22 protein-coding genes and 1 pseudogene are annotated in these 23,318 nt (G+C 61.0%); 8 read left to right on the forward strand and 15 right to left on the reverse strand.

The window, feature by feature from the left end:
- Window positions 1–35: 35 nt before the first annotated feature.
- The 5 genes and pseudogenes from AC0L3S_RS20095 to AC0L3S_RS20115 form a co-directional block, all read right to left on the reverse strand.
- A complete protein-coding gene (locus AC0L3S_RS20095) occupies window positions 36–2,294 on the reverse strand; it encodes a xanthine dehydrogenase family protein molybdopterin-binding subunit (RefSeq protein WP_473280794.1) in 2,259 nt (752 codons plus the stop codon).
- Window positions 2,291–3,529, reverse strand: coding sequence for a M20 family metallo-hydrolase (locus AC0L3S_RS20100; RefSeq protein ID WP_473280796.1), 1,239 nt, complete (start codon window positions 3,527–3,529; stop codon window positions 2,291–2,293). Before AC0L3S_RS20100 ends, AC0L3S_RS20095 begins: the two co-directional genes overlap by 4 nt.
- A 4-nt stretch (window positions 3,530–3,533) precedes the next feature.
- Window positions 3,534–4,346, reverse strand: coding sequence for an alpha/beta fold hydrolase (locus AC0L3S_RS20105; protein ID WP_473280798.1), 813 nt, complete (start codon window positions 4,344–4,346; stop codon window positions 3,534–3,536).
- A gap of 94 nt (window positions 4,347–4,440) precedes the next feature.
- The gene (locus AC0L3S_RS20110; protein WP_473280800.1) at window positions 4,441–5,223 is read right to left on the reverse strand and encodes an SDR family oxidoreductase; all 783 of its coding nucleotides are present in this window, start codon (window positions 5,221–5,223) and stop codon (window positions 4,441–4,443) included.
- A gap of 25 nt (window positions 5,224–5,248) precedes the next feature.
- Window positions 5,249–6,388, reverse strand: a pseudogene (locus AC0L3S_RS20115) (pyridoxal phosphate-dependent aminotransferase); the annotation flags it as partial.
- Between the two features lie 149 nt (window positions 6,389–6,537).
- Here AC0L3S_RS20115 and AC0L3S_RS20120 point away from each other — a divergent pair.
- Together AC0L3S_RS20120 and AC0L3S_RS20125 are read left to right on the forward strand one after the other, a co-directional pair.
- Window positions 6,538–7,320: a GntR family transcriptional regulator gene (locus tag AC0L3S_RS20120; protein WP_473280802.1), complete on the forward strand. Its 783-nt coding sequence runs from the start codon at window positions 6,538–6,540 to the stop codon at window positions 7,318–7,320.
- Between the two features lie 18 nt (window positions 7,321–7,338).
- Complete coding sequence (locus AC0L3S_RS20125) at window positions 7,339–8,583, forward strand: amidohydrolase family protein (protein ID WP_473280805.1); 1,245 nt, start codon at window positions 7,339–7,341, stop codon at window positions 8,581–8,583.
- A 224-nt stretch (window positions 8,584–8,807) separates the two neighbouring features.
- Here the strand turns inward: AC0L3S_RS20125 and AC0L3S_RS20130 are convergent, their stop codons facing one another.
- From AC0L3S_RS20130 to AC0L3S_RS20165, 8 genes are all read right to left on the reverse strand, one after another.
- The gene (locus AC0L3S_RS20130) at window positions 8,808–9,437 is read right to left on the reverse strand and encodes an NAD(P)H-dependent oxidoreductase (RefSeq protein ID WP_473280808.1); all 630 of its coding nucleotides are present in this window, start codon (window positions 9,435–9,437) and stop codon (window positions 8,808–8,810) included.
- A complete protein-coding gene (locus AC0L3S_RS20135) occupies window positions 9,438–10,889 on the reverse strand; it encodes an amidohydrolase family protein (RefSeq protein WP_473280811.1) in 1,452 nt (483 codons plus the stop codon).
- 5 nt (window positions 10,890–10,894) lie between these two features.
- Window positions 10,895–11,599 (reverse strand): ABC transporter ATP-binding protein, encoded by a 705-nt coding sequence (locus AC0L3S_RS20140; RefSeq protein WP_473280838.1) that lies wholly within the window; start codon window positions 11,597–11,599, stop codon window positions 10,895–10,897.
- Window positions 11,580–12,344, reverse strand: coding sequence for an ABC transporter ATP-binding protein (locus tag AC0L3S_RS20145; protein ID WP_129276108.1), 765 nt, complete (start codon window positions 12,342–12,344; stop codon window positions 11,580–11,582). Before AC0L3S_RS20145 ends, AC0L3S_RS20140 begins: the two co-directional genes overlap by 20 nt.
- Window positions 12,337–13,323 (reverse strand): branched-chain amino acid ABC transporter permease, encoded by a 987-nt coding sequence (locus AC0L3S_RS20150; protein ID WP_473280814.1) that lies wholly within the window; start codon window positions 13,321–13,323, stop codon window positions 12,337–12,339. Before AC0L3S_RS20150 ends, AC0L3S_RS20145 begins: the two co-directional genes overlap by 8 nt.
- A complete protein-coding gene (locus AC0L3S_RS20155; RefSeq protein WP_473280817.1) occupies window positions 13,320–14,180 on the reverse strand; it encodes a branched-chain amino acid ABC transporter permease in 861 nt (286 codons plus the stop codon). The genes AC0L3S_RS20150 and AC0L3S_RS20155 overlap by 4 nt, the downstream gene beginning before the upstream one ends.
- A gap of 21 nt (window positions 14,181–14,201) precedes the next feature.
- Window positions 14,202–15,344 carry an ABC transporter substrate-binding protein gene (locus AC0L3S_RS20160; protein ID WP_473280820.1) on the reverse strand — a complete coding sequence of 381 codons (1,143 nt, stop codon included), beginning with the start codon at window positions 15,342–15,344 and terminating at the stop codon, window positions 14,202–14,204.
- Window positions 15,345–15,518: 174 nt separating this feature from the next.
- The gene (locus AC0L3S_RS20165) at window positions 15,519–16,976 is read right to left on the reverse strand and encodes an amidohydrolase family protein (RefSeq protein ID WP_473280823.1); all 1,458 of its coding nucleotides are present in this window, start codon (window positions 16,974–16,976) and stop codon (window positions 15,519–15,521) included.
- 1,293 nt (window positions 16,977–18,269) lie between these two features.
- On the opposite strand from AC0L3S_RS20165, the gene AC0L3S_RS20170 reads away from it, so the two are divergent.
- The 4 genes from AC0L3S_RS20170 to AC0L3S_RS20185 all read left to right on the forward strand — a co-directional run bounded on the left by AC0L3S_RS20170 (window position 18,270) and on the right by AC0L3S_RS20185 (window position 20,557).
- Entirely contained in the window at window positions 18,270–18,860 is a 591-nt protein-coding gene (locus tag AC0L3S_RS20170; protein ID WP_354208853.1) for an SGNH/GDSL hydrolase family protein, read from the forward strand.
- A gap of 90 nt (window positions 18,861–18,950) precedes the next feature.
- The gene (locus AC0L3S_RS20175) at window positions 18,951–19,463 is read left to right on the forward strand and encodes a hypothetical protein (protein WP_354208852.1); all 513 of its coding nucleotides are present in this window, start codon (window positions 18,951–18,953) and stop codon (window positions 19,461–19,463) included.
- 254 nt (window positions 19,464–19,717) lie between these two features.
- Window positions 19,718–19,945: a hypothetical protein gene (locus tag AC0L3S_RS20180; protein WP_129276101.1), complete on the forward strand. Its 228-nt coding sequence runs from the start codon at window positions 19,718–19,720 to the stop codon at window positions 19,943–19,945.
- Between the two features lie 426 nt (window positions 19,946–20,371).
- Window positions 20,372–20,557 (forward strand): hypothetical protein, encoded by a 186-nt coding sequence (locus AC0L3S_RS20185; protein ID WP_473280826.1) that lies wholly within the window; start codon window positions 20,372–20,374, stop codon window positions 20,555–20,557.
- A 549-nt stretch (window positions 20,558–21,106) separates the two neighbouring features.
- Here AC0L3S_RS20185 and AC0L3S_RS20190 read toward each other — a convergent pair.
- Window positions 21,107–21,385 (reverse strand): DUF7662 domain-containing protein, encoded by a 279-nt coding sequence (locus AC0L3S_RS20190; protein WP_456768591.1) that lies wholly within the window; start codon window positions 21,383–21,385, stop codon window positions 21,107–21,109.
- On the reverse strand, window positions 21,369–21,557 hold the full coding sequence (locus tag AC0L3S_RS20195) for a hypothetical protein (RefSeq protein WP_247289126.1): 189 nt from the start codon (window positions 21,555–21,557) through the stop codon (window positions 21,369–21,371). Before AC0L3S_RS20195 ends, AC0L3S_RS20190 begins: the two co-directional genes overlap by 17 nt.
- 625 nt (window positions 21,558–22,182) lie before the next feature.
- On the opposite strand from AC0L3S_RS20195, the gene AC0L3S_RS20200 reads away from it, so the two are divergent.
- Both AC0L3S_RS20200 and AC0L3S_RS20205 read left to right on the forward strand, forming a co-directional pair.
- Window positions 22,183–22,581, forward strand: coding sequence for a hypothetical protein (locus AC0L3S_RS20200; RefSeq protein ID WP_473280828.1), 399 nt, complete (start codon window positions 22,183–22,185; stop codon window positions 22,579–22,581).
- Between the two features lie 386 nt (window positions 22,582–22,967).
- Window positions 22,968–23,180 carry a hypothetical protein gene (locus AC0L3S_RS20205; RefSeq protein ID WP_129276097.1) on the forward strand — a complete coding sequence of 71 codons (213 nt, stop codon included), beginning with the start codon at window positions 22,968–22,970 and terminating at the stop codon, window positions 23,178–23,180.
- Window positions 23,181–23,318 lie beyond the last annotated feature (138 nt).

Raw genomic sequence — 23,318 nt, forward strand, 5'->3', positions numbered from 1 at the left:
CGTCTAGGGAACAATGAGACCTGCAGCTCTTTACGCTATCGCTTGCGATGATCGCGAATGGCTCTCCAAAGCTTTTCGCTGGTGAATGGCGGATCGAGATGTAAAATTCCGAGCGGGGCGAGCGCGTCGATGATGGCATTGGCGACTGCGGCCGGCGATCCGGTCGCGGCGGCCTCCCCGACGCCTTTGACGCCGAGCGGATTATCGAGCGCCCGGGACGGCTGGATGTCCGTCGCGATGTATGGCAGGTCAGTGGCCCGGGGCAACGCATAGTCGCTGAGCGAACCGGAGAGGAGCTGGCCGTCGGCCTCGTCATAGACGATGTGCTCCATCAGGACCTGGCCTAGGCCCTGGGCCATACCACCATGAAGCTGGCCGATGAAGATCATCGGATTAATGACAACTCCCGAATTCTGCGCGATGGCATAGGTGAGCAGGCGAGCCGTCCCTGTTTCCTTCTCGATCTCAATCTCGCAAGCATGGCACGAGGCGGTGACATTATGTCCTGTCCCGGCGAACGCCGCACCTGCCGTGAAGTCCGGCGCGTGAGCGAAGATATCGTCCCAGCGGACGTAGCGATCCGTGCCGGCCACGCGAAATCGACCCTCGGCAAATTCGATGTCGTTAGGCGAGACCTCGAGGAGTTCGCCGGCGATCTCGCAGGCATTCTCGATAGCTGCGGCCGCTGCCAAATGCACGGATGAACCGGCGAGGGTAGTGGACCAGGACGCGGCCGTTCCGACGCCTTCGCTCATGCGTGCCGTATCGGACTGCACGAAGCCGAGACGCTCCATTGGCAGTCCCAGACGCTCCGCGGTCATCTGGAGAAACGTCGTTTCGTGTCCATGACCGGCCGAGCCCGTCCCGACGACTAGCTCCAGTCGCTCGCCGCTCCACTCAAGCCGTGCGGGGATCGGCTCGTTGGAGCCGTGGAGATCTTCCGCGAACAGCGCGACACCGAACCCGCGCAACCACCCTGAGCTAGCGCTCGTTCGCCGCCGTGCGCGGAAGTGATCGTAATCCAGCCGCGCTAGCGCCGCTTCGAGCAGGCCGTGGAAGTCGTGACCCTCGAAAGTGGTACCGAGCGGCGATGTCAATGGCTGCTGCTTGCTGCTTAGGCAATTTGCACGCCGCCATGCGATCGGATCCTTGCCGCAGGTTCTTGCGACGACGTCGACAAGACGCTCGCAGGCATAGACATTCTCGGGGCGGCCAGCGCCGCGATACGAGCAGGTCGGCGCAGTGCTGGTGAAAACACCATCGACACGCACGTGGGCTTGAGAAACAGGGTAGACGCCCGTCAGGTGCGTCAGGCCGTTCTGCACCGGCACCATCGATCGCGACGATGCATAGGCGCCGAGATTCATTCGTCGAGTCGCCTCAATTGCCAGGATGCGGCCTTCATCGTCGAGGGCAGCGGCAAGATGAAAGTGATTGTCGCGCGCGTGACACCCGGAGCTGATCGCCTCGCTGCGCTCGGGTATCCATTTCACGGGACGAGAGAGGCGGCGCGCAGCCTCAAGGCACAAGACGTATTCAGGGTAGACGCCGTTTTTCTGGCCGAAGCCGCCGCCAGTGTCCGGCGCGACGACGCGCATGCGTTCGCGGGGCACATGGAAGATCCGGTCTGCCAATGAGCGCTGCAGGATTTGAACGCGTTGTGTCGAGACGTGCAGCGTGAAGGTATCATCCTGAAAATGGCCAAGGCAGCCGCGCGGCTCTAGCGGTAGCGCGTCGACCCGGTGCACAGGAATATCGAGCTCTACAATGCGACGGGCAGCTGCCATCAGCGCTGTCACGGCGTTGGCATCGCCTTCCTCGTACGAAAAGTCCGATGCGCCGGCCGATAGGCTCGGTAATGGGTCGCATGTTTCCATGTCGATGATGAGCGCCTCGGCAGCGTCTTTTGCCGCCGCTATGCTCTCGGCAACAATGAAAGCAAGCGGGTCGCCCACGTAGCGTACCTCCTCGATGGCCAGAACCGGTTGCGGGCGAGCGTGCCACGTCTCGAAAGTCGCGCCCGGCGGCGGTAGGTCAACCGGAACATGTGCCAGGCCAGCGCTCGCGAGATCGCTCCCGGTGAGGACAAGATGCACACCGCACATTGTCCGCGCCGCAGAGGCATCGATTGACAGGCCGCGACCGTGTGCGCGGAGAGCGCGGACGACCAGGCCATGCAGCATCCCTTTGGGCCACAGATCGTCAGTATAGCAGCCCCGCCCAGTCACGAAGCGAAGGTCCTCCCGGCGCCGCACGGGGGTACCGATCAATGACCCGGTAGGCGGGCTGGTCATGCTTCGCTCGCGAGCGTCCACACGGTATCGGCAAGGACACGCGTGCCGGCGGTGAGGTCGTCTGGCTCGCTCCATTCGGCCGGGTTGTGGCTGATGCCGTCGCGGCATGGCACAAAGATCATGCCTGTCGGGCAGACATAATGCAGCTGTCGCGCGTCGTGACCGGCTGCCGAATGAATATCCTGATGCGGAATCCCGAGCACCTGCGCGCAGCGCGCGATTGTGCCACGGACCGCGGGATCGAAGGTCAGCGACGGCGAGTGCTGGATCTGTTTCAGCTCGACGGTACAGGGGCCGCGCTCACGCTCGACGATCTTGCGGATCTCGGCATCGAGCCGGTCGACTACTGCATTGTCGGGATGACGCAGGTCGATTGAAAACAACGCGTCCGCCGGTACTACGGAGGGGGCATTGGGCTTGATCTCAAACAGGCCGACAGTGAGCTTGGTGTCGGCAGGGCTCGATGCGGCCGCATCGATGGCGGCGATCATGCGGACTGCAGCCATTAACGCGTCCTTGCGCTCAGCACGGTCGGCGGTGCCCGCGTGCGCCGGCTCACCGTGGACGCGGACGCGGTAGCGCCGGGTGCCCTGGATGCCCGTGACAACGCCAACCGGAATGCCGGCGCGTTCGAGGAGGGGGCCCTGTTCGATATGGGCCTCGATGAAAGCTGCGACCTCAAATTGGAACGGCCTGAGCGGGATATCCACATCGGCACCAAGAACGCCGGCGAGTGCGTCGCCGAGCCGGACCCCCGCGGCGTCGGTGTCGCTTTCGATGATGGTGAGCTGACGCGTGCCGGTAAAGAGATCCGAGCCGGTCATGCCGGGCGAGAAGCGAGAGCCTTCCTCGTTGGTCCAAGCCACCACCTCGATTGAGCGTCGGGGCTGCAAGCCGGCGTCGCGAATGGCTTGCACCGTCTCCAGCGCGGCGATCACGCCGTAGGCGCCGTCGAACTTGCCACCAGTCGGCTGGCTGTCGATATGGGAGCCGGTAAGGATCGGCGGCAGTGACGGCTCCGCGCCCTCCAGACGAAGAAAGAGATTGGCGGCGGCGTCAGTGTAGGGACGAAGGCCGAGTTCTCGTCCCCAGCGCACCAGCTCGGCGCGAGCAAGGATTTCAGCGGCTGTGAGTGCCTGGCGATCGACGCCGCCATCCTCGCGCGCACCAAAGCGGGCGAGCTCCGACAGCCGTCCCAACAGCCGCGCGCAATCTACGCGATCGGACGGGCGCATCGCCTCAGTCCGTCCGCATGATCTGCGCCGGATTGGCGCGCGGGTCGCGCTTGTTCCAGCGACCACTTTCGACCTGGGCGAGGAATTCTGATAGCAGAAGGTTGAACAGCGCTGGCTCCTCCAGATTAAGCGTGTGGCCGCTCTTCGGAAATACGGCAAGGCCACAGGCGGGCACGGTCTTCTTCAGGAAAATGCCAGGTTGCAAGCAGTGGTCATCCTCATCGCCGACCATTACGAGCACGGGCGGCTTCATCTTGCTGAACTCCGGCTCTAGATCGTAGAGCGAAGGTCGATGCATCTGGACGCCGCGCATGGTGTTGGCGGCGCCCTTGGATGAATGTTTACCCAGCCGTTCGGCAAACAACGCCCAACCGCGCGGGTCCTTCTCCTGGAACTGCACGCGCGAGGCGCCCTCGGCATAGGTTTTCGCGAAAAGCTCCGAGCCCTGCTTTTCAAAGTTCTTGGCGACCTGCTCGGAGATGCCCTTGAAGTACTCTTCATGGGCTTTTTCGGCGCCATACCCGGCGCCGGCTGCGCAGACCGACAGGACGCGCTCGGGCCGGCGCAGGCCAGCATGCAGAACGGCGAAGCCGCCCATGGACAGGCCGACTAGATGAGCTCTGGCCAAGCCGGCGGAGTCCATGATGTCGAAAATGTCATCCGCCGCGCGCGCCTGTGAGTAGGACGTTACGTCTTGAGGGATTTCAGACGGCGGAAATCCGCGCGCCGCGAAGGTTAGACACTGGTGACGCCGCGTCAAGAAGTTCATCTGCGGCTCCCAGCTCCAGTGGTTGCCGCCGAACTCATGGACGAACACGATTGGCGTGCCTGATCCAGCGCTCTCGTAGTGCAACTTCACGCCATCGGATGTTGTCGCGATTGCCATGGCAGGGTCCTGCTATTCAGTTTAATCAAACGACCGAGCGCCGTGAGGCGATCCCGCCGTCGACCGTGACGATGGTGCCCGAGGTGTAGCCGGAGCGGAAGGAAGCCAGGAAGAGGAATAAGTCCGTGATTTCGTGGATCTTCGCGGGGCGCTTGAGCGGATATTTTGCCAGCAATTCGCCATACCGTGCCGGATCGCCCAGCGTATTCTCCGCGAACTTCCGCAGCATGTTGTAGATCCGCGTCGTGTCGACCGGACCTGGATTGACGCCGACGACGCGGATATTGTCGTCGAGGCTGCGACCACCGAGAGCCCTCGTCATCGCCATGATCGAGGCATTACCGGCGGCACCCTCAATATATTGCGGATCGCAGATCTCGCCACCATTGCCAATATTGTTGAGAATGACGCCGCCGCCGCGCTCCTTCATGCGCGGATAGACGAGGCGGATCATGTCGGCATATCCGAACCCTTTGAGAGCCCAGCCATCGCGCCACTTCTCCGGCCCGATGTCGAAGATCGTGCCGCTGGGAATGACGCCGGCATTGTTGATCAGGATGTCGACGTTCCCCGCTTCGTCGACGATGCGCTCGGGGGCGCCGGATTCCGTCATGTCGAGGGCGGTCGAAGTGATCGTCACGTTGTTATGCTCGCCAATTTCTCGCGCCAGCGTGGCAAGCTTCTCGGCCGAACGCGCCGTGAGGTGAAGATGGCAGCCCTCGGTGGCGAAGGCATGGGCGAGACCTTCGCCGATGCCCTGCGAGGCGCCCGTGATCAGAACCTTCTTGCCACCCAATTGCAAATCCATCGCGCCGACCCTTCAGCTACGGTTGTCAGAACAGCGGCGTGTCCAGGTTGATTCCGCGCGCCCGCTCCATCATCGCAGGCAGCAGCTCAACGAATTCCTCCACCCAGATCTGCGGCACCGATGTCGAGACCTTGACAAACCGGTCGCCGAAATTCGGGGTGTGGTAGGCGCCTTGGCGGATCATGATTCCGCGCTCGCCATAGGCGGCGGCCAGCGCCTCCGGCTGTACGCCGCTGGCGCTGCATTCAATCACGATGAAGTTGCCGTTTGAGGGATATACGGGCATCGAGAGGCCTTCCACGCGGGGCAGGCCATCGTAGATCATGGCCTGGTTGCGGCGCGTGATGTCCAGTACCTGCGGAAACCACTCGGCCTTGATCGCAAGACCGGCGAGGGCAGCCCGCTGCGACAAAATGCTTGAGCCGAGATTGTTGGGCGGGGCGGCTGCAAGTTGCTCGAGGACCTCGGGATCCGCAATGATTGCGCCGACACGGAGCCCGGCAAGACCGAGCCATTTCGAAAAGCTGTAGATTGTGATCGTACGCTCCGGATAGATCGAAGCGGCGAGGTGATGCTCGTGCGCGAAGTCGCGATACGTGCAGTCATGCACCAGCCATGCTCCGGCCGTGCGCGCGATCTTAGCGATCTCCTCGATCTCAGCCTTCGTGCAGGCTACGCCGAGCGGATTGTTCGGATCGACGATGTATATCATCTTCGTGCGCGGTGTGATCGCCGCGGCCAGACGAGCCGGATGGAGCCGGTAATTGTGCTCCGCGCCATAAATCGGGATCTGGGTCACCGTGGCGCCGACCGAACGAGCAAACGCCATCGGCCAGTTCCAGGTCGGGTCGGTTGTGATGAATTCGTCGCCGGCGCGCAGCAGGGTGTGGCAGACGTGATAGAGCGAGGCGACGGCCCCATCCGAGACGAGGGCGGCCTGCGCGGGTAGCCCCACATCGGCGACGATGCCAGCGCGCAGCGCCTCGAGGCCGGCAGGCGGGGCATAGACGTGAAACTGCTCGTCCCGCGCGCAGGCGACCATGGCGTCGATGACGGCCGGATGGGCGGGAATGTGGTTGGTGTTCTGGCCCAACCATTTCAGGCCAGGGGTGTTCACCAGCCGGTCGAAATGGGCGTTGCGGGTCTCAAAGCGCTTCATGGGACGGGGCCTCGACTTTCGCTCTGTTTAAGCTGAAACGTGCATGCCAACAAGCGTTTTTGGCATGCAATCGCGTGCGAGGTGGTTTTTCTGGCTGCGGCGATGTACAAACATGCTCTACTTCGAATCCCTCATTGCAAGGCTTGCTGCGCCTCATGACTGCACGCACCACTGCCCAATCCAGCCGTCCGCGTCGCGCGCGGCCAGTCGCCGAGACCAATCCGCCTGCGAAACAATCGCCGAAGCCGTCGCGCGGCGAGGATTCCTCCCTGGCGAGCGACATCGCCGAGCGGATGGAAGAGGAGATCCTGCGGGGGCGTGTCCGTCCTGGCTCGCGGCTCGACGAGCGCGAGCTGTCCGATCGCTACCAGGTTTCCCGGACGCCGGTACGCGAGGCACTGCAGCGGCTCTCGGCGAGCGGTCTTGCCGTCGCGCGTGGGCGTCAGGGACTTCAGGTCGCGCAGATGTCGGTTGCGGAGCTGCTCGATGCGCTCAGCGTGGTTGCCGAACTGGAGGCGCTGGCTTGCGTGCAGGCGGCGCGTCGGATCACGCATGAGCAGCGTGATGTGTTGCGCAAGGCGCACGAAGCCTGCGGTAAGGCGGCAATCAGCGGCGATGCCGATGCCTTCTATGACGCCAATATCGATTTCCACAATGCCATCGCTGAGGCGTGCCATAATCGCGTGCTGCAGGATGAACTGCGTAGGCTGTCGCTCAAAACCGCGCCGTACCGCCGTACGATTACTTTCCAGCCCGGACGGATGATCTCCTCCCAGCTTGAGCACGAGCAGGTGCTGCGGGCAATCATCGACAATGATGCCGCCACTGCCGGTACCCTGATGCGCAATCACTTGGCCATGCTCAGCGACGGCATCGCCGATTTCCTGCACTTTGTGCGGCGGTCGGAACATTCTGGCCTCTTTCTTGAAAACCCTTAGCGCCGGGAGCTCGTCCGAATGCGCCTCGAACTCCTTCTCAGGGGTGGACGGATCTGCCGAGAAGGCGCAAGCGCGCCGGAGCTCCTCGACATCCGGATCGGAACGAACGGTCGCATCTCCGCAATAGGGCGAGGGCTGCCCGCGGACGGCGCGGAGGTGATGGCCCTTGAGGGCCGCCTCGTGGTGCCGGGTCTCGTCGACATCCACCAGCATCTCGACAAGTCTCGCACCCGCGCGCTGATCAATAATCCGGCAGGAACGCTGGAGGGCGCCATCGCGGCGTACAGGGGCATCGCGCCGACGATCACGGCGGAGGACATGATCGCGCGCGCGCTGCGGACCGTCGAGAACTGCAGCGCCCTCGGCACGGTTGCGATCCGCACGCATACCAATATCGATCCGCAGACTGGACTGCGCGGGATCGAGGCGATGGTCGCCATGCGCGAGCGATGCCGCGATCGGATGCACATCCAGGTGGTGGCGCATCTGACCGGCGAGGCGCCCTCGATGCTCGTTGAAAGCGAAGAGTGGCTGTCCGCTGCGCTGGCGCTCGGCGCCGACGTGATCGGCGGCGTGCCAGCCTATTCTCGCGAGCCGCTGGCCTTCATGGAACTGCTTTTCGACACGGCAGAGCGTACCGGCCGGCCGCTCGACATGCATATCGACGAGCATATTGATGCTGGCAGGGTGCTGTTCGACGCACTTGCCCGCATGACGCGTGAGCGCGGCCTCGCCGGGCGCGTCGTTGCGGGGCATTCTTCCGCTCTCGGCGCGATGCCGCGCGATGATGCGCTGCGCACGATCGACCTCCTGCACGAGGCCGGGGTTGCCGTCGTGACGTTGCCCGCGGCCAATCTCTTCCTGCAGGGGCGCAGCGCCGATCGATTGGCGCCGCGGGGGCTCACGCGTGTTGGCGAACTGATCGCGCGCGGCGTGCCGGTGGCAGCCGCTTCCGACAATATCCAGGATGCTTTCGTGCCGACAGGCTCCGGCGATCTTCTCGAGATTGCGCGCTGGACCCTTTTGGCCGGTCATCTCGGCATCAACGATCTCGGACAAGCTTTCGATATGGTAAGCCGCATCCCGGCCGGGTTGATGGAGCTCGATGCTGGCTTGCGCGTGGGTGCGCGGGCTGATCTTCTCGTTGCGCGCTCGGATGACGTCGAAAGCCTCGTCGCCGGTGGGGCACGCGAGCGCACCGTACTGTTCGGCGGGCGAGTCGTGGCTTCGACCTTTTCGGTTGCCGATACGGATCACGCCTGATCTCCGAGCTTCAACCAGAACCGATGGCTTGCAGGGGGCGGAACGGAAGGGGGCGGCCGGCACCCGCACGCAAGCGAGAGTCCGGCGATCAATAGAGTTTGTGCCGATCGGCAGGAAAGCCGGGCTGGCTCGGCACCGAGGAAGTATCGGTCGGACAGGGCACCGCGAACGCTTACGCGTCTGCCGAGACGATCTATCGCAGTCGATCTGCTCACGTTATGTCCTCAACCGAGTTTCCGCATCTCGGAGCTCACCCGCTGCAGAAACGGAGCGTGATCCCGCGCCGCATGCAATGCGTCGCTACGATGCAGGTTGTACAGCGGCAGGTAACGAACGCGAACATCCTTCGCCATGAACCAGCGCAGATAGCGCGTGATGATGCGTCGCGGCGGATCGCCGATATACCATGCGTCGAGACGCGAACGGCCATACGTCGTCACGCCGACGAGATGGCGGATGTGACGTAGATTGGGATGCATGCGACCGTCATCCCCGAGCGCGAAGGAGACGCCCGGGATCAGGACCCGATCCATGAATCCTTTTAGGATGGCCGGTGGCCCGAAGCACCACACCGGAAAGCAAAGGATCAGCGCCTCGGCCGCGAACAGGCGCTCGACATAGTGCTCGACGCCGGTACGATTGACCGCAGGATCGAAATAGCGGCTGCGCATGCCCGCATCGAGAACGGGCTGGAAGTTCTCCGCGTAGAGATCGCACACATCGACTTCGTGTCCAGCCTCATTGAGAGCCTGGACGATCGTCCTGCGTAGAGCGCAATTGAAGCTCTCTTCAAGAGGATGAGCCGTGACTACGAGTGCACGCATGTGTTGATGACCCTGGAAAGGGCGGCCCAATCAGGCGCGGCCGTCCGTGAATGCGAGATAGTCGATGCCGGTGAGGCGGGCCGCGCGTTCGATAACCCGCTCGGCTGCGCGATCCGCAGCAGCTCGCAGTGCCTCTTCGTCCTGCCGAAGCAGATTGCCGTCCACCACCAGCGGCGTCCCTCCGACCATGGTGAGCGAACTCGTGGTATTGTCTCCGGCAAGAAGCAGTCCGGACAGAAGGTCGGCGCGCGCGCCGGCGAAACCGACGCCGCGCATGTCAAAGGCGGTGATATCGGCCTGCATGCCGGGCGCGATCGCACCGATGTCGCTGCGGCCGATCAATGCGGCCCCGGTGCGCGTGGCCATTCCGAGCACGTCCTGTGGCGTCATCCAAAACTCCGGCGCGACCTCGCCGCCACCATCGGCGAGACGGTGCAACAGCAAGGCCAATCGCAGTTCATTGAGCATTGAGCCGCTATCATTGCTGGCGGCGCCATCGACACCGATGCCGACCGGCATGCCGGCCGCACGCATGCGGTGAATATAAGGAATACGGGCGCCCAGGCGCATGATCATGCGCGGGCAATGGGCGACACCGACGCCGCGCTCGCCCAGCAGAGCGATCTCGCTATCGTTCATCCGCGTGGCATGGGCGAACCAGGTTCGCGGTCCCAGCATGCCGAGGCTATCAAGCCATTCGACCGGACCTTTTTCAAACTGATCCCGGCACAGCATCCGGTCGGTACTCTGCGGATGCACGTGCATATGGATCCCGACGGCGAGCTCGTCGCTCAGCTGCGCTACTGCTCGCATGAAATCCGGATCGCCCCAGGTCGGTGTCGTCGGGCCGAGCGCGACGGTGAGCATCGAACCCGCCGATGCGTCGTGCCAGCGTTCCACTGCCCGGCGCATCGAGGCGAGTACCGGTGCTGGGTCATCGATAATACCGCCGGCGCGTGGGCCGAGCGTAATGCTGAGGCGTGCCTCCAGATCGCTTTCGATCGTCGTCATGCTGCCGCGCACGAGATGGAGTCGGATGCCCATGCGGCCCAGCGCCTCGACTTCGGTCTCTAGATACGCGTCCTCGCAGCGCGGAACGAGATAGAAGTGATCGACGGTGGTGGTCGCACCGGTGAGCAGCAGCTCAGCTGCGCTGGCTGAAGCCACTGCAGCGAGATCCTCCGGCTGCATCAGGCCCCAGACGGGGTAGAGCACCGATAGCCAGTCGAGCAGGTGACCGCGCTGAGCCCGCGGCAGGGCGCGCGTCAGAGTCTGGAAGAAATGATGGTGGGCATTCACCAGTCCAGGCATTGCCACCGAGCTGGACAGATCGATTCGCTCATCGAAGTCGCCGGCGGGGGGCGGGCCGTCGCCCAGCGCTGCAATTCTGCTGCCCGCGACGACGATCCACGCGCGGCGCAGCACGCGGCCTTCATCGTCGCAGGTGTGTAGTGTGTCGATGTTCTCGATGAGGCGGCGCATGAGAATCAAAACCCCAGATAAGCGCTGCGGATTGCCGGGTCGTTCGCGAGTTCGGCGGTCGATCCTTCGCGGGACATCAGCCCGTTCTCAATAACGTAGGCCCGACTTGTGGCTGCAAGCGCGAGGCTGGCGTTCTGCTCGACTAGAAGGATGGCGGTGCCGGTGCCGTTGACGCGCCGGATAGTGGTGAGCACTTCCTCCGTCACCTTCGGCGCAAGACCGAGAGAGGGCTCATCGAGCATGAGCAGTCGTGGGCGGGACATCAGCGCCCGCGCAATAGCGACCATCTGCTGCTGGCCGCCAGAAAGCGTGCCGGCGAGCTGATGCCGCCGCTCGTCCAGAATCGGGAACAGTTTGTACATCTCGTCGATGTCCTGGGTGCCGGCGCCGCCGCGAATGGTTGCACCGAGCTCTAGATGTTCCAGAACCGTGAGGTTCGGCCAGATCTTTCGCTCCTCCGGGCAGTGGGCTACGCCGAGCCGCACGATCTGCCGCGGCGTCGCATTGCCGATTTCTTTGCCATCGAAGCGGATAGAGCCGGCGAGCAAGCTGTTGAGGCCCGAAATTGCGCGCAGGATTGTGGACTTGCCGGCACCATTGGCCCCGATCAGAGCCACGGCCTCCCCGGCAGCCACCGTGAGATCGACACCATGGAGGGCGCGGGCGCGGCCATAGCCGCTTTCGACTTTCTCAAGCTGCAGCAAAGCCACTTCCACCAAGATATGCATCAACAACGCGCTGGTCACGGGCAATGACAGAAGGCGTGCCCTCGGCGATCTTCTCACCATGATGCAGGACGATAATGCTGTCCGAGATCCGCATGACCAGTTGCATGTTGTGCTCGATCAGGATTACGCCGACGCCGTCCGCCCGGATACTGGTGATCAGATCTCCGAGCCGGCGGGCCTCGGTCGGATTGAGTCCGGAGGCCGGCTCGTCGAGCATCAACAGGCGCGGTCGCGCCGCAAGGGCGAGTGCGATTTCGAGAATGCGCTGTTCGCCATAAGACAGCGCGGCGCATGGCTCACCGGCGACATCTTCGAGGACGCACCTCTGCAGAATGCGCCTCGCTTCGTTTCGGGCCGTTTCGCGCGCGCGACCGATGGCGCCAGGCCATACCGTCTGCCACATCGGGAAGTCCCTTCCACAAGTTGTGCCGATCTCGACCGCCCGCTCCACAGTGAGGCCCTTGAATACCTCCGTCTTCTGGAACGTACGCACGAGACCGAGGGCGGCGATCCCGCTCGGCTTCAGCCCAACGATGCTCCGATCGGCGAAGACGACATTGCCAATGTTCGGCTTCTGGAATCCCGTGAGGACGTTGAACAGGGTGGTCTTGCCTGCGCCGTTCGGGCCAACGACGCTTGTAATGTCCCGGCCCTCCGCACGAAAGCTGACCGCACGCACCGCATGGACGCCACCGAACGAGACGCTGACATCCATCGCCTCAAGCATCCTGGACGCTCCCTTGCCCAGCGAAACGTCGCCGAATTCGTGCAAAGAGGCCGACCAGTCCTTCGGGCGCGAACACGACGAGAACGAGGAGGATGGCACTGAAGGCCATGAGGCGGTAGTTCGCAGTGACGCGCAAGGCCTCGGGCAGGATGGTAAAGAGCACAGCACCAATGACAGGTCCGATGATGGTGCCCTTGCCACCCAGGAAAACCATTATCAGCATGGTGGTGGTGTAGGTGAAGTAGAAGAGGTCGGGACTGACGAAACCAGTGTAGTGCGCATAGACGGCCCCAGCTAGCCCGGCGAAAAAGGCGCTGGAGACGAAGGCCGTGGTTGCGATGCGCCGCGTGTCCACGCCGCTCGCCTCAGCGAGGGCTTCATTCTCGCGCAGGGCCAGCATGCGCCAGCCGATGGGGGAATGGGTGATTCTCCAAATGATCGTCACGCAGGTCGTCGTGACCACGAGGGCTAAATAGTAGTAGGCCTCGCGCGAGCTGAAATCGATGCGCGGCAACCCAGGTAGATCGAAAACAGGGGGACGAATTCCAGACAGGCCGATCTGGCCCTGCGTGAGGTCAGTCCAGTTGTAGGCTATCAGCCGACCGATTTCGGCGAAGATTACGGTGGTGATAATAAAGCGATGGCCGCGAACGCTGAGCACGAGCAGGCCGAGCAGCCAGGCGATTGATGCCGCAAAGACGCCGCCCGCGAACATCGTCAACCAGAGCGACATTTGGAAGTGGAGAAACAGGAGTGCCGCCGCATAGGCGCCGAACGCGAAGAATGCGGTGTGGCAGAGCGATAAGAGTCCGCTGTAGCCAACGAGGATGTCCAGGCTGGTCGCAAGAATCACGAACACTAGCGAGATGATGGCGATGTGCAGGTAATAGTCCGTGCCGATCAGCCGTGGCAGTACAAGAAGGATGAGAGCAGTCACGGAGAGTGCAAGCCAGGACGGCAAGCTGACACGCGACTTCATGACCGTTTCCCGAACAGGCCGTCCGGCTTGTAGAGCAGGACGAGCATTACGAGAATGAAGCCGACCGCGTCCTTGTAGGCGGGCGAGATGATCGCGCCGAAGCTCTCCGCCAGACCCAGCAAGAGACCCCCGGCAATACCACCGGCAAAGCTGGAGATGCCGCCTAGCGTGACGACGATGAAGGCCTTCAGAGTGGCTATACCACCCATCGCCGGCTGAACCACGAAGATCGTGCCGAGCAGGACTCCGGCGAGCCCCGCGACGCCAGCGCCGATGGCGAAGGTCAGCGTATAGAGGCGGTCGATGTCGATTCCGACCAGCGCCGCGGCCTCGCGCTGCTGGAAAGTAGCGCGGATCGCCTTGCCGGTCTGGGTGTGCCGCAGCCCAACATGCAAGAGGATCACGATCACGACCGTTACCGCGAGCATTAAGAGTCGCTCCGGCGTGGTGAAGACCCCGGCGAATTCGATGCTGCCGGTTTCGAACGGCGTCGGGATCTTCTGGGGCCGGGGACCCCAGACGTTAAGCGCGAGGTTCTCGAGAAATATCGAGAGCGCAATAGTTGCTAGTACGCTGCTGGACAGAGAGGCCCCCCGCAAGATGCGGAACAGGGTTCGCTCCAGCACGATACCGACGATCATGACGCCCATCACGCTGCCGACGAGACCGGTCCAGAAATCGAGGCCAAGCAGGCGCGTCAGCGTGTAGGCGAAGAACGCCCCCAGCATGTAGAACTGACCATGAGCGAAGTTAGCTATCTCCATCAGCCCGAAGATTGCGGTCAGACCGACCGCGATCAAAGCATAGCTGGATCCGACGACCAGGCCGTTGAAGATGTATTGAGGAATGAGATCCATGGCCTGTCGACGTCATCCGGCTCAGGGTTTTGCGATCTGTGCCGTGCCCTCGATCATTGGAGCGGCGTTCTCGTTGCGTGTTAGAAACACTGTAAACCCGTAGCCCTGTCCCTTTTCATTGAACTTGATGTCGCCGGCGGGCCCGGGCGTTGTGCTGGTTGCGATTGCGTCGCGGATCGACTGAGGGTCGATCTTGCCCGAGGTCTTGATCGCGTTCGTGATGATAGTGAGTTCCTCAAAACCGGCCGCCGCATTGTTGTTCGGCAATTCGCCATAGGCTGCCTTGTACATCTGAACGAACTTCTTGCTCATGGGGCTGTCATAGGTCGAGACATAGGGCATCAGCCCGTTGATGCCGTCGCCCTTCTTGCCGACAACGTCATAATAGGACTTGGCGGTGAAGGAGCCTTCGGCGAACAGCCGGGACTTTATGTTCATCTGCCGCAGTTGCTCGGTCACGGTTACCGCGTTCTGCGTATTGGCGGCCATCATAATCGCATCGGGTTCGGCGCGTTTGATGTTGGTGATGTAGGAGAACAGGTCCGTTTCGTTAGCATCGAAGATCTGCGTGGAGACCGGCTGCGCGCCACTGCGCTCCAGCGATGTCTTGTAGTATTGTGCAATCGAGCGTCCCCAATCGTCGTTGACGACCAGGAACGCGATTTTCTTGCCGCCGGCGAGTTCCATCATCTTCGGCGCGAAGGCATCAGCGAGCATCTGTGAAGTAGCCTGGATGCGGAAAAGGTATGGATTGCCGCGCTCGGTCAGGTTTGGCGCGGTAGACACGCCCGAAACCATCGGCACTTTGTAGCGGAGGGCAACGTCCATCGTCGCTCCGGTGGAGGAGCTGCAGAAGGCACCAGCGAGGGCCACGACCTTGCTCGAGGATACCAGCTTTTCGGCGGCCGCAACGGACTGTGCCGGAATGCAAGCGCCATCCTCGACCAGCAGTTCGATCTTGTCGCCTTTAAATTCGCCGGCATCGTTGAACAGCTTGACCGCGAGCTTGGCGCCCTTGAGCACGGTGGCGCCGTCTTCGGCGACGGGACCCGTCAGCGGATAGACCGCGCCGACCTTGATGGTGTCCGCAAGGCAGGCACCGCCCGCGAGTAGCAGCGTCGTCGTGACGGCGAGGGCTTGCGCCCGCAGAACGAATTTCGACATGAGAGTGCCTCCAGCAGCTAAGGGATCAAGGTGGTCGTCACACAAACGGTTCAAGACAAAAGATGTGTCGACGATGGAACGCGCGGAAGAAGCAGGACCTGCATGCCAGGTCTGGCAAGACGTGTGCCAGCGATCGTGCCACAGGTTGAGATGTATCGGAAAGCATGATCGGTGTCATCTGGCGGCGCGGGTGTGGCCGCCGGCCCTGTAGAATTCTTCGAGAGTCGCCTGGGAGCGCTCCAAAACCGGTTTTAGCGCGCGGGCCCGCTCCGCACCCCGTCTAGTCTGCGCGATTACTTCCCGCTCGATAGCGGGAAGATCCACGCCCGTAACCTTGCCATCGCGCACGATCTCGCGCCCGGCGACATAAAGCGATTTGACGTGGCGGGAGCTGGCGCGCGTGAGAACGACTTCGAGCGGGTCGATCATGTTCTCGATCAGATCGTAGCTGAGCGCCTCGTAATCGAGCACGAGAATGTCGGCGGGCGCCCCGGGCGCGAGCCTGCCGTAATCATTGCGGCCATTCACTGCAAGGAAGCCGTTCTGATGCCATCCGCGAAACAACAGCTCCTGGGTCAAAGGCGCGTCGGTGTCAACGGGTGAGAAGACCCAGTGGCCGATACGCAACTCGCGCAAGGCATCGTCGTCATCGTCGAAACCAAAGGAATCCACGCCGAAACTGAAAGGCGTGCCGGCTTTGATATAGCTGTCAACCGGCGCAACACCGGAGCGTAAACGGTAATTCGAGCTCAGGTTGACGGCGATCTGGGCGCGCCGCTCGGCCATCAGCGCGACTTCATCTGGCCTGAGCCAAACGCCGTGGGCACCGGTGAAGCGTTCGCTGATCACATCCATGTCGCACAGGCGTCGGATGAACTTTCCGGGATAGCTCGCATCGGCCCATTTGCGCTGAATGGATGTCTCGAGCAGATGCGTGGTCACGCGACGGTTCTCGCGCGCAGACGCGTCGCCGATCGCCTCGAGTAGCCCATCGCTGCAGGCCTGGGGGCTGTTGGGCCCGAGCTGGACTGTTACGGTTGGCCCCTCGATGGCGCGGGCCACCTCGCGCACGAGCTCCATGTAGCGTTCGGGCGAGGGAAAGGGATATAGCCAGGTCTCCTTTACGAACGCCTGGTCGCGCGGATCATGCAGCGCGAGCAGCTCCTGGTCCGGGCCATAGCCGAGAGTTTGAACGTCCCGCAGCGGCACGACGAAACCGAGGCGAATCCCTACGTCGCGCGCGGCGCGGGCGATCGCCCGTGCATCATCGATCAGCCGGTCGACCCGGATGGAAGAATAGACGTGCATCACAGATCCGACGCCAGACTGGGCCAGACGTCCGAAAGCAAGGGCAGCGTTGAGATAAGGATCGATCGGCGGCTGGGCATACAGCGCAGCGCGCCACAATTCGAACTTTTGGTCCTTCGCGCCGAAGCCGATGTGATGAAACCCTCGCGCATGGTCGTGGGCATCCGCCAGCGCGGGCATCGCGAGGAGCCCACCGCGGCTGCTGACAGCGGGTTTCACCTCAGCGATCCGGTCCCCGGAAAGACTTATTGCTCCGCCGGCTAGCGGGGCGTCCCGGCCGGGCGCCGCATAGAGATACTGGAACGACAGGTCCAGCGCGGTCATGGGCGAAGCTCGATGTATGCAGAGAACAAGATCTGGCATGCACGTTAGCTTAATTCGTTCGGCTTGACCAGCACCCCCGCTAGGCAATGGCTGCGGGATTTCTGGGCAGAGAAGCGCAATACCGAGCGTCAGAAGGAGATGCGAACCGTAAGGACTGACTGTAGAGGCGGATCAGACGCGTTTCCGGGTCATCCTCTCCAAGCTCTTCAGATCGCCGAGCAGCCTCAAAGGTAAGTCGGCGCTGCCGAACGAACGCGTTCAACAGCCGGTTCCCGGAGCGACATTGCAGGCCTGATCTCCTCTGGCGCAATGTTGCGCTTTGGGCAGCGATTAGCCTCGACGTTGCGCGGACGGCCTCGCGTTTCGGTGCCGTCATGAGGCCGCAAAAAAGACCGTGCCTAAGACGGTAGATTGCCTGCGCCCCGTTCGAAGAAGGGTAGCTATATCAGCCGGGTTGAACGCACCGAACCTTCAGCGCTTTACGGCTCAGGTGCTGCGCCTTACGTCGTTTTTGCCTCGACTTATAAGGTTTGGTCGACTCAGTTCTCCAACCGATAAGGTTCTATGCAAAAGCTTATCAGTCCAAGGGCCCGTCTGGCTAAACCCGTTCGGGCCGCGCCGCATAGTCTTCACGTCGTGGCGTGCGGTAGCCGTTCTAATTCCAACCAGGGCGCTCATGTGGGGCGCCCGCCGGTGGCGGAGGCCTAGCGCGTAGGCGCTACAATACCAGTATTCGTATTACCCAAATCCTGCACAGCCTTGTTCATCGTAGGATCGTTGACGTAGCCGCTGGCGGGGGTTGAAGAGCCATTGTTCTCATTCCTAGCCGGATCGCCCAGCCGATTTCCCGTGGTTTGATGGTTGAGAGCGTTGCTCGTGTTAGGTCCGGGCGAACCACCCGTACCGTTCGCTGTGCCACTGCTCGACATCGAGCCGGCCGCTGCGCTGCCTGAGCCTGTTCCTCCTCCCGAAGCTCCACCTGAACCACCTCCGCCAGCTTGCGCCAAAGCCGAGGTGCTGGTCAAAACGAGCGCCGCTACCAAGAGAAATCTGGAAGATCTCATTCTGAACTCCTATGCTGCAAGGAACAAACGCCCCAGCTCGATCCCGTTCCAAATGGAAGTCGCACCAGGACAACAAGGCGCTGAATCAGATTACTTGGGGGAGCATGATCGGATTCTGCAACCAGCGCGGGGCGCCATGCACTTCCGCCGAGCAGCTAGGTAGGGACGAAATGCTCTTGGTACAGCTGCGCTGATGATCTGCAACTGGGAGACGACGTGAATGCCTCTAATGCGTCACCTCATCGTCGAAGGTTCAAGCTCCAGTGTCGATAATGGCGGGGCTAGGACGATATCGTACCACACCCTCTACCTACCAAACGCTGTCCATGAGACTAGTCAGCAATGCTTTGCGACGGATGGTGCTCTTCTTGCAGATATGCTCGGCCGACAACCGTCAGTGATCGCCGCATTCAAAGATGTCCCGAACATCCTGTTCGTTCAGGCCGGACAAAACGATCTTCGTTCGACTGACGCTTCAGCGTGGCTTGCTGCATTTGCAGGGTACTTGGCCACTTTCCAGGATGCAATTAAATCCTCACGCAAAATCGTGCAGCTCGGAATCAGCACTCACAATCCTCGTAACGAAGGTCTCTTCAATGTTAATCGGGCCACCGCCGATGGGGGTCTGCGACGTTTTCCGAGTGAAGGAAAGTGCGACTTTGTTGTCGATTGGGCTGCCGATCCGACCTGGGGCCCTGACTCCGCTGCCGCAAACCAAGCTTTATACCCTGACGGCACGCATCCTTCGCAGGGCGGACAAAGCAACATGGAGGCAAATTACTTTCGACCTGCGCTCAACTCCCTCTTTCCCCTCGCTTGATTCATCGTAGAATTCGTTCTCATTCGCTAGACCTGCAGGCTGTAATCGACTTCAACATTTCCCGAGGGCGCTGGGCGAACGAGCTCAAGTGTGCTGATGGAACTCTATAGCCCCTTGATCTTTGCGTTAGGCGCCGAAGTGAATAGGCAGACGATGCTCCGCTGGCTTAGCTCAGATCATCAAAAGATCCGAAGCGATCGAAAGCAGCTTGAAGTGAGGGCTCGCCGCCTGCTGCAGAGTTACCTGACGGCCAATGAGTGGCAAAAGCGCCAATACTATCAGGCCATCGCCGGCGCGGCTTCTGCATGTCAGCCTGGTATTGATGATCCGAGCTTAAGTAACGAGATGCTTGCTGAATTAACCGCTCAGGCGGCAACAAAAGTCGTCCAAGCACGTGATCGGAAAGCCAAGGATGCGCACGACCATTCAGCTGTACTGATCACGGATGCATACGCAACCGTTGCAATCGCCTATCGACGAGCGGCTTCAGCCTACACTGCTGACAAGGAAATGGAGCAGCTGGGCACCGCCGCAGTACACCTGGTCACGATAGCGAATTCATTCATGAATGCTGAATCGGTGCGGTCACCGACAGAAATGTGACGGGGGCTTCGGCAAACCAGCCTCGCACTTTTGATCAGGCGTATACCTTGCGCAAACCCTTTCTCCTAAGCTGGCCGTAAGACGTTGCTTGTACCGTCCTCACCAACAAGAAAAGGCGGGCGGCATGTCGATTGCATTTCGAATCTCTGTTCTCTTGTTCTGTGCTTACGCCGGTTGGGAAACCCCAAGCATTCAATTCGGCGATTTGCGAGAGCCTCAGCAGCAAGGGCGTTCTCCAGCCGGATAAGTAAGGAATGAACAAAACAACCCTTCACCTGGAACGTCCGCAACCAAACCAAGTTCGGCGTGCTGACCTCGCGCCGGCCACCGGCTTTGCGATGCTCGTCGATGGTCGCTTCAAGACTGAATTTCTTGATCAGGACGCCGCGACTAAAGCGGCCCTTGAATTGTTGGCCAAGTATCCGATGCTGAAGATCGAGATCTACGACGCAGCATCGAAGTCACGGACGCCCGCGAGATAGCCACTTTGCATCGCAACGTGCGTAGTAACCATGTCTTCCGTTTTAATCTACCTTTAGCTTTTTGCTAACAAACGAGGCCGCAAGGTCGTCCCCAAACGGAGGCGGCCTGTGCCTTTGATGAGATACTTCGGATTCGTCGGCAGCGCTCTCGTCCTGTTGATGATCGGAATCGGCTGGTGCCTGCCGCAGCAGGCGCTGGGCCCAGGGAACAGTGACGTAGAGCGACCGTCCATAAGGATCAGCTCAGTTGAGCGGGCACCTGAACGGGTAATAATCGATACCAGTTTGCCGACGCTTGTGGCTCCGTCGAACATCAGTCCTTCTACATCGACGACGTTGGTGCAATCTGCTCGGCCTCTGCAGTGCGCATTCTCCGAACTTGACGTCGCCGGGAAGCCGGTCACTCCGAAATCAGGCGGCGAGGTCTTGAAGCCGAAGCATGCGGCAAAAGGCGAATCTGGGAAAAAAGCCTCTAACCGCCGAACAGCGAAACCGTTGAATATTATTCCCGCACCCGCAACGGGAGCGCAAGCTGCGGCGCCTGATACAAGACTGTCGTTACTGGAAACGCTCAAGGAGCGGCTAGGGCAGACGTTTTTCAAGCTGAACTGATGACGGTGCCGACTATAGGACCTCGGCGAGCGCCATTCACCGCGGACGCGCCCCAGGCGTCGCCCCGCAGAGGCGAGGAGCTCGGACGTACGCCTTTCCCCGGGCTAAAATTCGAGCCACGCTCATGCGGCGACGCCACAGCGGTCTCGTCCATTGCAACCACAACCTTGGTGTTGAAGAGTGTTGCGTGATCTGTCCGGTGCCACCTAGGTGTATTGGCTTATTGATTTCGGAGTGCTGCCCTGATCGATTTGGCACTTGAAATCGGCAGTACGGTGAACCTCTTCGTCGTCTGCCCAGTAGGCCGCTATTCGGCTTGAGCGATAACCCAAGCACTGGGGCGTTCCAATGGTAGCTATTTTGTCTCAAAGAATGCAATTCTGGACCTCCTTTTCATCGACGCAGCCTTGGAGGAGAAGGGCCGAAGAGCCGAGGACCGCGAGGAGAGGGTAGAACAGGCCGCCGCGTTCGGATTGATTCTCCGTGGACTGACGCTGCCGGGACGCGCGGGAAAGCTCGCAACACTAAGGTGGCGCGACGTACAAGCCTTTAGGCTCGATGGAATTCCACTGCCCGCTGTTTCAGTGAAACTCTGGCCGTGAAGCCTGCCTGCAGCCACGCCATCGCCTGCGTGTGCCCAGCTTTGCGCGAACTCTCATTTCCCCACCAGGCACTGAACTTGTAAGCTGACGGCGGTAACGGCCTCCCAAGAATTCCCTCGATTTCCGAGAACGTGAGCCGAATAGTTTGCGCCCTTGTGCGCACCAGCTCCCTCAATAGCGGATCGTAAACGGACATGACGCTCGGCTCGTCACGTTGGTCTATCATCGCCGCTCGCGGGGATGTTGAACCCCCGGGCGGCAAGTTCCAGCTCGAGCTCAGTGATCCGCTCGAAGATGCGAGCAGCAATCGCCTCGGAATCTTCAACGCTTAATGATTGCATGCCCCTTAAAGATAGCTCGTCCCTGAGAACCTTCGCCACAAGCAATTGAATTGCCATTGGATCAAATCCTAAAAAGACGATCCAACCGCAACCGAAGGGCGAGTGCAAGTGTTTAGGTGGTGCTGCCGTGCTTCGGCTAGTTGTCTCCGCTCGGAATGCTGAAGCTGCGCAGCTGCTCGCACAAGCCTTTCTGCCGCAGCCCTTAACAGCAAGCCGTGTGCTCCATCGGGTGTCCTACCCTGCGTGATCTGTAGCCGCTTGGCCGTCTCGCTTTGCTTGAGCACGAGTCTTTAGCCTATCCAGCTTCGATTGCTCCTCGCTCAGACGTCTTTCGACATACTGCCGTTCGAAGTCCGTCAGAGTGGTATGCAATAAGAGGTGATAGCGTTGAATATTGTTGCGATGTGCCCGGACCAAATCGTCGTCAATCATCGTCGCCGCCTTTTCCGCTACCGAGACAACAAACAATTCATCATCAAGCCGGATGGGCAGACGACCGGGCAACAGCAGGCCGGAGCATCTCCGCCGCTCTCTCCATGGTAGCGAGCTTTTCTTTCCCAATCTGTGAACTATTTCACACGGCCTTTGCGATCACACCTAGCTGGCAGCGGACACACTGCAGTGGTTTAATGGGCGTGGGTCGGCTTCATCCAACCCGATGACGGCGGTAGAGCCTAGCGCAGTGCAGCGCGCCGGTTCATCGGGCTTGGCTGAAGGCCAGAAGGTCTTTTATGAAGTCCAAGTCGCTCGAAAACGCCGGAAACAAGCTGCGAAGTCTATGCGTCTGATAAGCGCCAATGGCGTGGCGGTTCGATCACCGCATTTTCCGCCCGAGGTCTCTCAGCAGCGTGTGGAGAAAGTCGCTGGCATGGTCGTATTGTGCATTGCCGTTCGTGATTTGACGGACGTGTGGATCCATTACGCGGCCAACGGTTTCGGAGCCGAGCAGCTCAGCTCTGTCCGACCACTGCTGCAGCAAAGCATCGGGTATATCGTCCGCAGATCCGAACATCCGCAAAAGGGAATGTTCGGCCTCGGGCTTGTGGTCGTGATGAGCCTTCGCCGCATAGAAAGCGAATAGTCCCCGGAAGGCATCACGGGAAACGGCAGGTTTTCCCATCGCAATGTCCTGAAAAAATTACGTTCTCAATGGACGCAAGTTTGACGCCCCCGTTCGGGAAAAGCTAGAAGAAACTAAAACCCTGTGCTCAACCGTTTCCGAAGAATTTGCCGTTGGACGCTGAGTGCAATGCCAACCCGTCAATGATCTTGACCGATTTTGACGACGGCCTGGTTGGACATTCGAGGGGCTCTCTGGCTCTTGTTGTTCCCCAGCCGCCCCATTGGCTGAAGCGTAAGCCGGCGGAGGGGCCATTTTGTACAAAGCCAGCGCACAAGTTGCGCCGAACGGGCGGCTTGCACTAAGCTTTATTCGATTAAATCAGAATGTTTTTGTGGAGTAGCGTCATGTCGAGTGCGATTGAGTTGATTGTGGATGGCTACGCAAGAGTGAAAGACCGCCAGTCGCTTGAAGAGCTGAGGATCCATCGCCGGCGACTTGCCGGAGACCTGAAGGCCTGGGTGGGCTTTGACTGCAGGTTGTCGATTGCGCAAATCGAGCAGGACATCGCGGCAATAGAGGCGGGACTGGAGACGTTGTCGGGGCCGGTCGGCGGCTAGATAAGGAGTCAACCCGATGACGGCGTGCGCGCAAGGAGGGTAAGTGCTGCGATCGTTCGTAATGGCTGCCCTCGTACTGGTCTGGGGATCCTCGTCCGCGCTCAGCCTGACGTCGGAGGAGATCATCGCCAAGCTTCG

The organism is Bradyrhizobium sp. Ken01, assembly GCF_055807355.1.